Annotated in this window: 6 protein-coding genes; 3 read left to right on the forward strand and 3 right to left on the reverse strand. The window is 42.4% G+C overall.

From position 1 onward, the window contains the following. The first annotated feature begins 159 nt into the window (after positions 1-159). The 3 genes from J2W55_RS22515 to J2W55_RS22525 all read left to right on the forward strand — a co-directional run bounded on the left by J2W55_RS22515 (position 160) and on the right by J2W55_RS22525 (position 6,558). Positions 160-3,540: a VCBS repeat-containing protein gene (locus tag J2W55_RS22515; protein WP_310101517.1), complete on the forward strand. Its 3,381-nt coding sequence runs from the start codon at positions 160-162 to the stop codon at positions 3,538-3,540. 4 nt (positions 3,541-3,544) lie between these two features. After that, positions 3,545-4,870, forward strand: coding sequence for a vanadium-dependent haloperoxidase (locus J2W55_RS22520; protein WP_310101522.1), 1,326 nt, complete (start codon positions 3,545-3,547; stop codon positions 4,868-4,870). Positions 4,871-4,944: 74 nt separating this feature from the next. Further along, positions 4,945-6,558 carry an FG-GAP-like repeat-containing protein gene (locus tag J2W55_RS22525; RefSeq protein ID WP_310101524.1) on the forward strand — a complete coding sequence of 538 codons (1,614 nt, stop codon included), beginning with the start codon at positions 4,945-4,947 and terminating at the stop codon, positions 6,556-6,558. Positions 6,559-6,721: 163 nt separating this feature from the next. Here J2W55_RS22525 and J2W55_RS22530 read toward each other — a convergent pair whose 3' ends face one another. The 3 genes from J2W55_RS22530 to J2W55_RS22540 all read right to left on the reverse strand — a co-directional run bounded on the left by J2W55_RS22530 (position 6,722) and on the right by J2W55_RS22540 (position 15,502). Further along, a complete protein-coding gene (locus J2W55_RS22530) occupies positions 6,722-8,902 on the reverse strand; it encodes a glycoside hydrolase family 43 protein (RefSeq protein WP_310101526.1) in 2,181 nt (726 codons plus the stop codon). Between the two features lie 379 nt (positions 8,903-9,281). Beyond that, positions 9,282-9,515 carry a hypothetical protein gene (locus J2W55_RS22535; RefSeq protein ID WP_310101529.1) on the reverse strand — a complete coding sequence of 78 codons (234 nt, stop codon included), beginning with the start codon at positions 9,513-9,515 and terminating at the stop codon, positions 9,282-9,284. After that, positions 9,512-15,502 carry a DUF2341 domain-containing protein gene (locus tag J2W55_RS22540; protein ID WP_310101532.1) on the reverse strand — a complete coding sequence of 1,997 codons (5,991 nt, stop codon included), beginning with the start codon at positions 15,500-15,502 and terminating at the stop codon, positions 9,512-9,514. The genes J2W55_RS22535 and J2W55_RS22540 overlap by 4 nt, the downstream gene beginning before the upstream one ends. Positions 15,503-15,618: the final 116 nt, after the last annotated feature.

Raw genomic sequence — 15,618 nt, forward strand, 5'->3', positions numbered from 1 at the left:
CGGGACATTGGTCCTGGGGTTATATATTTAAAAGCCCGTTAAGTAATTAAATATCTGATATGTCTCCCGCCGTTAGGTTATGTTACCTTAATAAAATGAATGTGCGGAATTTGTCAAAGAAAATTCTAAATTTAAAACAGAATAGATCCCCCTATCGGAATGCCACGAGATAAATATAAGCCTGCAGGAACTTTAAAAAAACTGCCAAACTATGTTAACCCATGTTGTTTAAGCTTACTGAGCTTTGTATTATTTACCTGCCTGTATAGCTGTAAATCCACATCAGACAATCAGGCGAAAACAGATACCTTGTTTAAACTATTGCCGGCAAGTACAACCCATATCGATTTTGAAAATACCCTTACAGAAGGTTTAAACACCAATGTTTTAATGTACGAGTATTTTTATAATGGAGGCGGCGTTGCCACGGGCGATTTAAATGGTGATGGCCTCGAGGACATTTATTTTACCGGTAACATGACCGATAATAAACTGTACCTCAATAATGGAAAAATGCAGTTTACCGATATTACCGGCGAGGCAGGCGTAGCCGGAAGACCCGGCCCCTGGAAAACAGGTGTAACTATGGCCGATGTTAATGGTGACGGCAAACTTGATATTTATGTAAGCTATTCGGGTAAAATAAGGGCCGAGAAACGTATAAATCAGCTTTTCATTAACCAGGGCAATAATGATAAAGGCATCCCCGTGTTTAAGGATATGGCCGCAGCATATGGGCTTGATTTCCCATCATTTAATACGCAGGCCTATTTTTTTGATTTTGACCGGGATGGCGACCTGGATATGTTATTGGTAAACCATAATGCTCAACGAATCAGCGAGCTCGACGATGTCTCGGTTAAGAATATGATGAGCAAAAGAGATGCAGAGGCAGGTGTACGGTTATTGAAGAATGATAACGGGACTTTCAAAGATATAACAGAGGCTTCGGGCATCATCAATACACCGTTATCCTACGGTTTAGCGGCCGGCGTAGCCGATGTTAATGGCGATGGCTGGCCGGATATTTATGTAAGCAATGATTATAATGTCCCCGACAGGTTATATATCAACAACGGTAAAGGCTCGTTTACCGATGAACTTCAAAAACAACTGGGCCACACCTCATTTTACTCTATGGGAAATGATATTGCGGATATTAATAATGATGGCAAACCTGATATCTATACCCTCGATATGTTGCCTGAAGATAACAGACGGCAGAAGCTGTTATTTGGAGCCGATAATTATGAATCGTTTGACTTAAACATTCGGGTTGGATTTTATTATCAGTACATGCGCAATATGTTGCATTTAAATAACGGGAATAACACTTTTAGCGAAATTGGGCAGCTATCGGGTATATCCAATACCGACTGGAGCTGGGCTCCCTTATTTGCCGACTATGACAATGATGGTTGGAAAGACCTGTTTGTAAGCAACGGATACAGAAAGGATTATACCAATATGGATTTTATTAAGTTCATGGGCGATAATCTGCGCGACAGGAGGTTCATGCGTCAGGATCTGCTACGAATTGTAAGTCAAATGCCCTCATCAGAGGTAAGCAGTTATTTTTTCAGGAACAATGGAAATACCACATTTACCAATTCCAGCGCTATATGGGGAATTACAAAGCCATCAAACAGCAATGGCGCCGCCTATGTTGACCTTGATAACGACGGCGATCTCGACCTCGTGGTTAACAATGTTGATCAGCCCGCATTTGTGTATGAAAACCAGGCAAAAAAACTTAACAGTAACCACTACCTTGCTGTAAAACTTAAAGGCTCCGACGCCAACACCCAGGGTATTGGCGCCAGGGTTATCATTTATTGCGGAGGCAAACAACAATATCTTGAACAAATGCCTTCCCGCGGTTTCCAGTCGAGCGTGTCCCCGGTATTGCATTTTGGCTTGGGCAAGACCACAACTATAGACTCATTACGGATAACCTGGCAACGAGGCAAAACTCAGTTGCTAAATAATGTCAAGACCAACCAACAATTGCTGTTAAGCGAAACAAATGCGGTTTTAAATAATACCAGTAATGCCAGGCCCAAATTGTTAAAAACTTTTTTTACTGAAACCAAGTCGCCAGTTACACAGCGGCAACCTGCCAACACCATTAATGATTTTAAACGCCAGCCTTTAATGGTTAACCCGGTATCATTTTCAGGGCCGTGTCTCGTTAAAGGAGATGTAAACAGTGATGGTCTTGAAGATATTTATGTTGGGGGCGAAAATGGAGTAGCCGGTAAGCTTTATCTGCAACAGCGTAATGGTTCCTTCGTTCAAAAACAAAATCCCGCTTTTGAAGCCGATAAAACCAGCACAGATGCAGCAGCGGTTATTGTAGATGTTAATGCTGACGGCAGGCCCGACCTGTACGTATGTTCCGGCGGATACGCTGATTTTTCACCAGGCGATCCTTTATTGCAGGATAGGCTCTACCTTAATGATGGTAAGGGTAATTTTTCAAAAGCAAAAGGCTTCTTACCTCAGATGACAAGCAGCAAAAGCTGTGTAAAAACCGCCGACATAAACGACGACGGCGCACCTGATCTTTTTGTTGGTGGGCGGGTAATTCCCGGCAGGTACCCCGAGGCGCCGGAAAGCTATATTTTAATAAATGATGGCAAAGGCCATTTTACAAATGCAACAGCAAAATATAACGCTTTAATAAAAAATATCGGGATGGTTACTGATGCGGCATTTGCCGATATGAATGGCGATAAAAAGCCTGATCTGATTATAGCCGGTGAATGGATGCCAATAATGGTATTTGAAAATATAAACGGCAAGTTTGTTGATGCCAGTGCCAAATACTTCGATAAAAAATATTCTGGGTGGTGGAACCGCCTGGATGTAAGTGACATTAATCACGATGGGCATCCGGATATTGTTGCTGGCAACCTCGGCTTAAATACGCAATGCAGGGCAACCGACAGCGAACCGGCCGAAATGTATTTCAAAGATTTTGACGACAATGGCTCGATAGACCCCATTTTATGTTTTTACATTCAGCATAAGAGTTATCCCTTTGTAACAAGGGATGAACTCCTGGACCAGATCAGTATAATGCGCCCGCGTTTTTCTGATTATAAAAGTTATGCAGACGCTACCATTGACCAGGTATTTACCTCGGATGAAATGAAAGGTGCCGGACACTTAACAGCTAATGATCTTGCAACCGCTTGTTTTATCAGCAATGCAAAAGGCAAATTACATCCGGTAGCCCTGCCCCTGCAGGCGCAATACTCGCCGGTTTATACCATCACCAAAATTGATTATGACCATGACGGCAATGATGATTTAATACTTTGTGGCAATATAAACCACACCCGTATCCGATTCGGCAGATATGATGCTAATTATGGGGTTCTGCTCAAAGGAGATGGGAAAGGAAATTTTATTTATGTGCCCCAGATCCGGTCGGGCTTTAATATAACGGGAGATGTAAGAAGTGTGCTTAACATAAACAACAGTCTGCTTCTCGGCATCAACCAAAAGGATATAAAAGCCTACAAATTACAATAGCTCCATGAAAAAACTGTTTTCAAGTATTTATATATTATCCGCCTTAGTTCTGTTTTTTAGCTGCAAAGCTGGTAAAGAACCTGTACTAACCAGTCATGACGCAGGCAAAGTAACCGCTCATATGACAGAGGTGATGGTGCATGATGTTACAAATCCACCCCTGGCAGCCCGCTTTTTTGCCTATACCTGTTTAGCCGGATACGAGGTTATTTCGCAGCATGATAAAACGCTGAAAGGCCTCCATGACATTTTGAACGATTATCCGATCATCATCAAACCTAAGCAATTTGATGGCTACAACTACCAGTTAAGCGCGGTTTTAGCCATGATGGAAACCGCTGCTAAATTACAACCTTCGGGCGTATTAATGACCGGGTATGAACAATCATTTATTGACTCGTGTAAAAGAATTGGTTTTAGCACAGAGGTTATTGACAGCTCAAAACATTATGCCCAGTTTATCAGCAAAAAGATCATGGCTTACGCCAAAGCAGACAAGTATAACAGGATAAGCAATTATCCTCGTTATAAACTTAAGGCCGAGCCGGGCAGTTGGGATCCTACCCCTCCGGCCTACATGACCCCGGTTGAGCCTTATTTTAACACGATAAGACCACTAACGTTAAAATCTGCCGACCAGTTTGTTCCAACTGCGCCCATTCCGTTCTCTACAGACAAAAACTCCCCATTTTTTAAATTCTTGTTGATGAATTATGAAAAAAGCGGGGATAAATTAACGCAGGAAGAAAAGAACATTGCCAATTTTTGGGATTGCAATCCTTTTGCCGTTCAAAATGACGGGCATATGCTCATCGGATTAAAAAAAATATCGCCGGGAGCTCATTGGATGGGAATAGCCAATGTGGCATGTAACAAGGCCAACGTAAGTTTTTCAAAAGCCATTGTAGTTAATACCTTTGTGGCCGTTGGCTTAATGGATGGTTTTATTTGCTGCTGGGAAGATAAATACAGAACAAACCGCATTCGCCCCGAAACGGCTATCCGCAGGTATATTGATCCCAACTGGAAACCCCTGTTACAAACGCCGCCTTTTCCTGAATACATTAGTGGGCATTCGGTAGCATCGGCCACTTGTGCCGTGATATTAACTCATTATTTCGGAGATAATTTTCATTATACCGATAGCGTGGAAGTTAAATTCGGCGTACCTCCACGAAGCTTTACCTCTTTTGAACAGGCAGCTAATGAAGCAGCTATATCACGTTTCTGGGGTGGTATCCATTTTAAGGATGCCATAGACAATGGCGTTTTGCAGGGAAAACAAATAGGCAACTGGATATTGGCTAAAATTGAACATAATACCCACTGATCGAAAATTTATTAACGGGTTTCATATTGGCAAGATGTTGACGGCATTCTCAATTAAACCTATTTGGCTCATTCATGAACAATAAACCGAGAGATTACCGTAGGACAAAAATTTCAAAAGCTGTAATTGTTGGTATTGTAGTTTTGGTTATAAGTATACTTTCGGTTTACCTGTTCTGGAATGTGCCGGCAAATAAGCAAGAGAATGCCAATTCTGAAACGCAAACTGATTTCCCGATAGCAAGCCTGCAAAGCATAGCAAAAGGCAAGGCGCTTTCACAAAATTATTGCAGTTCGTGCCATATGTTGCCCAACCCCGCTCTGCTTAACCGGTTTAAATGGAAAAATGTATTTCCCCAGATGGGTTTACGAATGGGTATCAAAGCGCACAGAGGAGAATTATACGAAGGATCAATAAAGGGCGATGATTTGGTTGTGCCCACCAAACCCGTATTAAATGATGAACAATGGCAAGACATCATAGATTATTATATGAACACCGCCCCTATAGCCTTGCCCACTCAGGACAGGCCTTCGCCTATAAAAAGAGAGCTGCCGTTTTTTACCATCGAAAAACCGGCACAATCATTTGAAGGAAAACAGGTTTTGGGATGTTATGTTAAAATAGATAACAGTGTGAAACCCGCCCGCATTTTTGTTGCCAATGGGCAGGCTAAAAAGCTTTATCTTTTATCGCCTCAATTGAAAGTTATTGATTCTGTAGCCACCAATGGCCCCGTAGTAGATATCCTTTTTGACCATGGTAACGCCATGATTTGTACAATAGGCAATGAACTTGGCGCAAACAGCGACAAGCTGGGTACCATAACTCCACTAAACATTACCGCGACCGGCAAAATGCAATTAGCATCCCAACCTATATTCAGCAAACTTGGAAGACCTGTACAAGTGCTGGCTGCGGATATAAATGGAGATAGCCGAACCGATTACGTAATTTGTGAGTTTGGGAGTATAACAGGCGAGCTATGCTGGATGGAAAATATGGACAACGGCAATTTTGCAAAACATGCAATAAGCAATTTGCCCGGAGCTATCAAAGCGTACATTGACAACCAACACGGTAAACTCGCGGATTTATACGTTCTTTTTGCCCAGGGCGAAGAAGGAATTTTCCATTTTATTAATAAAGGGGGAGGCAAATTCGAGTCGAAGGAGATATTGAGATTTCCGCCCATTTACGGATCTTCATTTTTTGAGATGATTGATTTAAACCACGATGGCTATAAAGATATTTTATACACCTGCGGCGACAACGGCAATGCAACCCTGGTGTTAAAACCCTATCACGGTGTTTACATTTATTTAAATGATGGTAAGGGCAATTATAAACAACAATATTTTTATCCTATAAACGGCTGTTACAAGGCTATTGCGAGAGATTTTGACGATGATGGCGACATTGATATAGTAACCATCAGTCTGTTTACCGATGCACGACAACCCGAAGAGGGCTTTGTATACCTAAAGAACAGAGGCGGTTTAGATTTTGTCCCTTACGCCTTTCCCGTTAATACCAAGTTTGAGCGAGCTGTAACACTTGACGCCGGCGATGTAAACGCTGATGGAAAACCCGACCTGATTATTGGAAATGCTTTTTTTGATTTTGGTCCGTTCAAGTATAACGTTAACGAACCTCTTTTTTATCTATTAAAAAACAATACTAACTAAGGCGCTTTATTAATCGGCGAATTATATTCTCTATAACTTAAGCGTTTGAACCTTGCAAGCTTCGCATATCTAATTGCTCAATTGCTCTTAAAAAAAAATTAGGCGGGATTGAAAACGCCGTTATCAAACTATATCGCTTAAATAGGTTATAAAGATATCTCTCTTAATTTTTTGCCTGCGGAAGCTGTGGTTTTGTAACGCCTTGTAAGGTTGGCTTTACTTCTTGTATTGTTCCGTCTTTGTTAAAAAACAACTTATCGATGCAAACCTCGCGGTTATATCCGGCGGCTTCCCCCATCTTAATTCCATCAGGCCTGTTAAAGCGGTGATAGATGATGTACCAGTCGTGTGTACCCGGAATATTCAATACAGAATTATGCCCTGTTGCATAAATGCCCTGTACGGTATCCTTTTCAATAACAATATTATTGCCGGGGATAATGATTTTGCCTGTTGGTGAATCCGCATAACCATAACGTACTTTGTAGTTCGGGCTGCGTGTGTCATCTTCACTCCACATAAAATAATATTTACCCTTTCGGTAAGCTACTTCCGTTCCTTCGCGGAAAGTTTCGTCTGGAGTAATCACCTTAGTAGTAGTCGTATCAATTGAAATCATATCTTTATTTAGCTCAGCCACGGCCATGTAACCATTGCCCCAATACAAATAATCTTTGCCCGAAACTGGGTCCTCAAATACATCCGGGTCTATCTCCTGCCCACCGTGCACGCCAGTGGGACGCTTGGATAAGAGCGGCTTGCCAGAATCAACAAATGGCCCCGCCGGGTCATCTGCCACTGCAACTCCTACTTTTTGGGCTGCGCAGAAGTAATAGAAGTATTTATACTGTCCGTTTATTTTTTTCTCGATTATAGTTGGCGCCCAGGCATTGGATTTAGCCCAGGACACATCTTTAACCAGATTGAGGATGACGCCTTCATCTTTCCATTGTACCAGGTCGGGCGAAGAAAATATTTTAAAGTAACTGCCCGACCAGTTATTAAACCCATCGGATGTTGGATATACGTAGTACTTATTTGTCTTGTGAGAATATAATACCTCAGGATCGGCATACAGACCGCCAAATAATGGGTTGTTGTTCACCACAACGCGAACCTGGTATGTTTTTGCTTTGCCGCCGGCTATTTGCAAATTATAATTGACCGCACCCCTTGTAAAATCCTGGGGGCCTTTTGGCGAAATATTTACGCCTGGAAATTGTACAAACAGGGGATCGAATTTAGCCAGATTTGTCCCTAAACCTACTGGCAAAGTCAACATTTGGGCTGCGGTATCAAGGTTTATATTTATTTTTTTTATTGCAGGGTTTGATGTTGTCCTGACAACGTCGTCGGTTGAAAGCCATTTTGCCGCCAGTCTTTCAACTTCTGCAGTGGTAATGGGCATTACAGTCCCATGTCGGGGATGAAAGTTCATGGATACATTATCATCTATTACAGTGAAGTGGTTCAGGTCTTTACTTTTGGTAAACTGGTAACGGCCTTTAGTATAAACGTCATACATCAGAATATAACCGGAACCATCGTTCAATTTAAAGGTTCCGCCTCCTTCAACAGGGTTGGTGGTTTGCTGAACATAACTATCTCCAACCTTATATGTCCCCGTAAGTGAATCTGATACTGCCACTTTTATACCTGCAACTTTAGCGTTCTCGGTTTTAAAAAAGAGATAGTTCTTACCGTCTTTCTGAAGGATATCACCATCTATCGCGGCACCATTGTCAGGTGTGAAAAGAAGTTGTTTCGGTGCTGTTTCCAGGTCTGTAAAATCCTTGTTAGCATAAGCGTAGTAAATTTTATCCGGCTCCTTGCCATATTTCATAGCCCAGTAGATCATGTACTTCCCTGCTTTTTCGTCGTAAATAGTTTGCGGAGCCCATACCCTTAGCAAACTGTCTTGTCCTGGAAACTTTTTTTGAATGTTTACAATAGTGGAGGTCCAGTTGATAAGGTCATTGGATTTTAACAAAACCATTGCCCTGTTTGAATCCCAGCCGTTAGAGGCAACCATGTCTGTGGCAACCATATAAAAAGTTTTCCCATCCTGACCACGCAAAATATGCGGGTCACGGACTCCTCCTGTTGAACTTATTTTTTTTGATGATAAAACAGGCTCGCTGTTGTTCAATGCATAATAGTTTAAACCGTCTTTACTGATCGCAAAACGAATGGCTTCCTGCTCGTTTCCGTTTCCGGTGAAGTACACAAAGAGATAAGCATTGTAATTTTGTTTACTTTTAATATGCTTCGCCGTTTTGATTTGAGCATTTGCAACGCAAATTGTAAACAGGCATAGCGTCAGGAGAAAGTTTTTTGTACTCATTTTATTCAATTAATATCATTGTATTCTGATCTTGTCAAAAACGGCAAAGGCATAGTTAGCACCAACAATGCTTAATGCGAGTAGGCAAAAATCGTTTGTAGGCGGTTCATACCGGCAATCCAAGCTTTATTATATTACCGGGCACTTTAAAACATCCTGAATATTGAAACACAACCATTCGGTATGTTGTGCGAAGAAAACTGACGCCTGCACTTACGCATCAGTAATTTAACGCCAACACATCTGCCGATGATGGGTTTGTTACAAACTGAACAACAATTGATAAATACACAGGTTAATAATATGTGTCAAAATAACACTAATTTTTTGAATTTTACCAACTCAAAAATGTATTTTTCAATGTGGTGTTTTGCATCAATTATAAACTGGAGCGAAGTTGCTTTTTGAGGAGATGGATAGCTGTGAGAATAAGAACCAATATGACCATATAGATAACCCAGGAATCCAGCGGGCAGTTATTATCCAACGGGTCGCTGCCATCACAGGGTGTACCCGGATCGTCTGCTAACAGTAGCATAGGGTTTATAACCATAAAAAAAACCAATAATATCCTACTGCTATAAGCTATTGTTTTGCGGAGGTTAAATTTCATTCTTTGTTAAACTTTTTAATCCCAATTAACTTTTTAGTCACTTTGTCGGAGATCTCTACAATGTAGTTTCCTGGCAAGAGACTGCTCACATTCTGTTGTATATTATTGCCATCCATTTCCCTGTAAAACATTATTTGGCCGGCTATACCGGTTACCCTAAGTATCACCCTGTCAGGTGCATTTTTATTGATCTTAATATAAAACTCATTGTTAACCGGATTCGGGTAAAGTGTTATCGCCTCATTAACAATACCGGGTGCATTGAAACCGACCGCTATAGTTTTGCTATAGCGGATAACATTAAAAGGATCATTTTGTTGCAAGCGATAGTAATTGGTTCCGGTCAGGGGAAACTTGTCGATATAAGTATAAGACCCGCTACCATTGCTTACCAATGAGGTTAAAGCAATAAATTCTTTGGAACCATCCTGCCTTTGCAGGGTAAAGCCGCAAAGGTTTCCTTCATTTTCTGTTTTCCAGGTTAACAGAATGCCGTCTTTAACCGGACTGGCCTGAAAGCCAAGTAACCGGTAGTTTAATGAACTCTTTTTATGAAATACTATTTCGAACCGGTTTGCCCCGTAGCTGGTTGTGTCTGTTTTATCGATATTGAACAGGTAGCGTTTATACCTGCTGAAAAACAAGGAATCTTTTTTGTAGTGATCAAGCAGATATACATCGTATCTTGAGTCGAGCGAATCAAATCCTGAACCCGAAATTGTATCCGTGGCTGCAGAATTATTAACATTCACAAATAACTTTATCCGGGTGGTGGAATCTATGACGTTCATCCTGTTAATGGCCAGCATGTTTTTACTTCCGTATCCGTAGCTGGCCAGGGTAGAAATATTACCAATCCCATTTAACCGGTCCGAATCATAAAAGGGCTCATATTCATTTTTGGCTTCAGAATCAAATAATACAATAATTTCATCCGTATTAACCGAATCTGCGGCAAGCTTTATCCGCATTAACTGAGGTTTGGCTACTGCCTGGCCTTTTTTGCTCATCAACAGGTACAGGGTGCTACCCAGGGAATTGGGTTGTACTGTTGTTTTAGCTGTTTCGTTGAAAGTGAGGGAAGCCGAAGTTGTAGTAGCCTGCACAAAAAAGCCCTGTCCGCTTGCAATGTAGCGGGTTGCATTATTGGTACCAATCCCGCCCGGGATCAAAGCTGTATAAGTGCCATAGTTTTTATTGGAATAATTATAAACATATATGGTTGCAGATACACCGGGGCCATAAATACCGTTTGTTGAACTGCTTTGCGAAAAGGTATCCCAATCAATGGAAGACGCATATGGGTTACCTACTAAGTTGTAACCCGTTTGTGCTTTACTTAAAGTGGAGCTACCACTGTTCCACCAAAGCTTTACCGGGATGCTTCCCTGATTAAGCGTACCAACTGCTACCATCGTTGAAGCGTCCGGGTCAATATAGCTTCCGCCAAAACGATATTGTTTATTAAGTGCTGTTGACGAGGTAACATTGTTAATATTATTTCCGGCATAATACAGCATGTAACCATTACCTACCGGGAGGGTTGTTGTTGCAGTTGTACTGCCGGTACCCGTATAATAAGAAATAGTATTGCCTGCAATATTTGTTAAGCCTTTAAAATTTCCTGAGTTAAAAGCGGTATTGCTTGCGGGCAGGTCCTCTTTGTACAAATAAGCTGTTGATGTGGCGTTCGTGACAGTAAAACCGCCAGCCGGCCCTGTGGGACCCGCCACAAAAACCCCGGTGAAGCCTCCTGAGTTGGTATTTAGATAACCGAGGTTATAAGCACCTGTTGCGGTATTTACCGGAGAAGACAGGAGCCGGTAATTACGAGTATTGGCAGCAATCGTCCCTGCCTTAAAATAGCGTTCTGCATATATGGTTCCTGTGATGCTGTACCCCGTTGGAATAGCATCTACAGAAGCTGTTTGGGATACACCGCTTTTGAGCACCATGATGGCACCAGAGGCAACCGCCAGGTTTCCTTTAGTAATTTTGAGTTCGTTGTAAATATCCAGGGTATCACTATTAACTGTTATTGTTCCGCCTGCAGAATTATTTATCTCCATAGTTCCCACATGGGTATACCCGGCAGAGGCAGCACCATTGTAACTTTGCGCAGCGCTGGTTCCGTTCCAGGTTATCTTTGATGTATTTAAATTATTCCAGTCTATTTTTCCGGTACCCTGATTATATATATTGCATCCCACGCTTAAATTTGCGCTGAGGCTTACTGAAGCCGTACCACTTAAGGTAAGCCCGTATACCGAGGCATTAGAATTAATTGTAATGCTTTTTCCTGTCGGGATAATTAAGGTGGCCGTACCATCAAATGCCGGCGCCTGGTTGGTGATGCCGGCGGTGGTATTATCCCAGTTGCTGGCATCAGTATAAGTTCCGGTAACGCCTTTATAGGTATAAGTTAATGCACCAGGTATAGCGGCCGCATTAGTGGTATTGGTTACAGTTGCACCAACAGTTGTAAACGTTACAGGATTATTTTGATTTACATATTCAGCCTTAAGCCAATCAGCTGTTTTTGCGACATTCGATACCCGGGGCTCGTCAATTATACCATTAAAATATAACTGGCTACCCCCTTCCCCTACTCCTATGTAGAAGTTTGCATTAGCAGACGGATTGTTGCTGGTAGTTAATATTTTATATTGTGCTCCATCAACATAAGTACTAAGAGTTGTACCGGTATAAACACTTTGTATATAATGCCATGCGCCGCTGGCAAAAGCCGCTGGATTAGGTGTGCTCGACCTGTTCATGGCAATACCCGATTCCGACTCAGGGATATTAGTGGTATAAATACCAAGTTTATAACCACCGCTGGTTCCGCCGGAGGCGCCTTGGTTTGTCATCACTTTTTGATCCAGGCCTGTCGCTCCTAACTTTACCCAGGCCGATATGGTAAAGGGACCGGTAACCGATACCGCATTAGTTGTAATTTTTTTACTCGATCCGTTAAAGCTGTAAGCGGTGCCGATCTTACCGGTAACAAGATCGGCAGCAGCCATCCCGCTGGTAGCACCTGTATGCCCGCCCGCGGTGCCGTCGGTTACCGAACCGGTAAAGCTCGATTCATTAAAGTGAAATACAGCTAAGTAATTGCTTGCCCATGTATTGGCAAAAAACGCTGTGTTATGAGTTACAGTGGGCGACTTAGATCCATAGTAAAACGTTACGGTATTATTGGTTGCGTAAGTTAAAGTAGGAATTTGTACCCAAACCAGCAGGGTACCGGTCGTTTGATCGTAGCTTTCTACCTGATAGTAAAGTTCGCTGCCGCCACTTACAAATGCAAAATCATAATTGGGTCCATTGGGGTTTTGCACCTTATCTGTACAAGTGTTTGAAATAATGAGGTTATTATCCTGTATACTGAGCAAGGCCGGGAAATTGGTAAGATTTGAAGTAATGCCGAGTGAGGTTGTATTTAATGTTATGCTTTCTCCAAAAGCATAATTACCATAGGTACCCAGGTTTACCGTAACGTTTTGTGTAGATGATGACGAACAACCGGCAGCATTTGTTACGGTAAGTGTAATTGTTTTTGTACCGGAAGTTGCCCATTGTACCGAAAAAGGCCCCTGCCCGGTTCCGGTTGAGGGTGTGCCTCCATTAAAGTCCCAGTTATAGGTTGAGGTTGAGGGATCTGTTCCTGTATAAGTGATGGTAGCGTTTGAATTAATGTTTACCGAAGAGGTTGCTGTAAATGCTGTTGAGGGTAGAGCGTTTACCGTTCCTGTTACATTTAACTGTGATGTACAGCCATTAGAACCGGTTACGGTAAGTATGTAAGTGCCGGCGTTGGCTGTTGTGGCATTGGCAATAGTAGGATTTTGCGAGGTTGATGTAAAACTGTTTGGGCCCGTCCATGAGTAAGTGGCCCCGCTTACCGTGTTGGCTTGTAGGGATAAGGTACTACCCGGGCAAATGGGAGTACTGCCTGCACCGTATAAGGTATAAACCTGCGCAGCAGTTAATTCCGTATTATAAACAGCTATATCATCCAGCGATCCACTAAAAAAATAATTGGTTGGAGCACTTGTCCAGCTTGCTAAATTGTCATAAGCAACCCTCCAGTAACCAGCATAAGCCCCCGCTGAGGTCATGGTAGCATCGCTGGCCTGTAGCGCACCATCTACATACATACTAGCCCCATTGGTACTTGACATAGTGACAACTGCGTGGTGCCATGTGCCGTCGGCGTAGGATGCAGTGGTATTTATAGTATTGTATGTACTGCCGGGTTTAACACCGAAGTATAATTGCCCGCTGTTATTCATATAAATATGACGGTCATAACCAAGAAGACTTGTGCTTGTCCCAAATTGCGCTGAACCAAAGCCAACTAACTTACCACCCGCCGAACTTGTTTTGAACCATACGCTGATAGAAAAAGTTTGCGGATTGGTTATTATAGGGATGGAAGTGGCAATATATTGGGTTGAACCATTAAAGCTATAGGCACTGCTTGCGGCCCCATAACGATCAGTAGTAAGCGTGGGAGCATTTTGGGGTATTCCATTATTTAAATTACCCGAGGCATCATTAGCATTACCGGTAAACGGATAGGAAAGATACAAACTGGCTGTAGGGCTTGTGGGTGCGGTTGATATAACAGGTTTGGCATTTACAGTTGCAGTTACAGCAATGCGGGGTGTACTTGTGGCTCCGTTTTGTGTGTAACTTACATAATATGTGGTGGTTGCAGTAATGGTTGGAGTAATGAAGCTCGCCCCTGTTCCTAATGATGAGCCGCCTGTAAGAGCGGCATACCAGTTATATACACCTCCCGATGGCGTACTTCCTGAAGCCGTAAGGGTTACAGTGCCCGCGCCGCATGTTGAACCGCCTGTACCTGTAGGAGTTGTAGGATTAACGGTAATAGTAACCGTGCCGGTACCTGCACCGCTGGCATTATAGGCGGTAACAGTATAGGTGGTTGTTGCCATAGCTGCTGTAGGTGTACCACTAATAGCGCCTGTTGTACTGTTAAAGCTTAAACCTGCAGGCAAGGCAGCGCTCAAAAAGAAGCCACCGGTTGGCGTATATTTATTCATCTGGTTTGCATAATAGGCAGATGTAAATATGACACCCTTACTATCAACGGCAATCCCTTCGGGATCGGTAGTGGCTTTACTGGTAAGCAATGTGCCGCTTTGATTATAAACGTAGATTGTGTTCGTAGCAGCATTATCGCCGATATAGAAATTTCCGGCATTATCAATTGTTATGGCTTGGGCCGAAGTATATCCGCTAAGAAAAGTGGATTGAAATGTTCCGGCCGAATTATACTTTGTCACGTTCCCTGAGCCGTTGTTTAACACATAGATACTGCCTGCTGCATCCACAGCTACACCAAGAGGAACATTAAAATTGGCAGTAGGCAACGAAAGCAAGAGTGTACCGCTGGTGTTATATTTGGTTACTGAACCAGCGCCCTGATCGGCAAGATAAATATTATCAGATTTATCAATAGTGATTCCCAAAGCGTAATTTAAGCCGCTAAGTATGGTTGACTGGTATACGCCGCTTGAATTATATTTATACACGCTGCCAGTGCCTGGTGTAGCACCCAGGTTCAATACATAAGCATTGCCCGATGAATCAAAAACCAGATCTTTAGGAAAAGACATTGTGGCGCCCGTACCAAAAGTACCGAGATAGGTACCACTTGAATTATATTTGCTAATGGTATTATTACCACTATTGGTTACATAAATATTGCCGGCCGCGTCAATGGCTACGCCCCGCGGATTATTTAAAGTAGCGCCGGTAAGCGCTGTGGCTGTGCCGAAGCCCATCGCGCTAACCCCGTTACCAATTGTGGGTGTAAGGGTTGTAATAGCTGTACCAACGGTATAAATATTTGTTGATGGCGAATAACCAATTGTGGGAGGAAGAGCAAAAACATCATTCGCAAAAAGCGTTAAAGCAATTGATAGTAAAAAGTAAAAAAGGCGCCATCTCATGCTTTACAGATAAAATACTATTAAATAATATTTATAATAATAGTATTCCTCGTTTATACGATCAGATAGCTCAATTAGTTTAGTTATCGCCCTAACTTTTATCAACAACAAGATGC

The sequence above is a fragment of the Mucilaginibacter pocheonensis genome (assembly GCF_031456535.1).
Lineage (GTDB): Bacteria > Bacteroidota > Bacteroidia > Sphingobacteriales > Sphingobacteriaceae > Mucilaginibacter > Mucilaginibacter pocheonensis.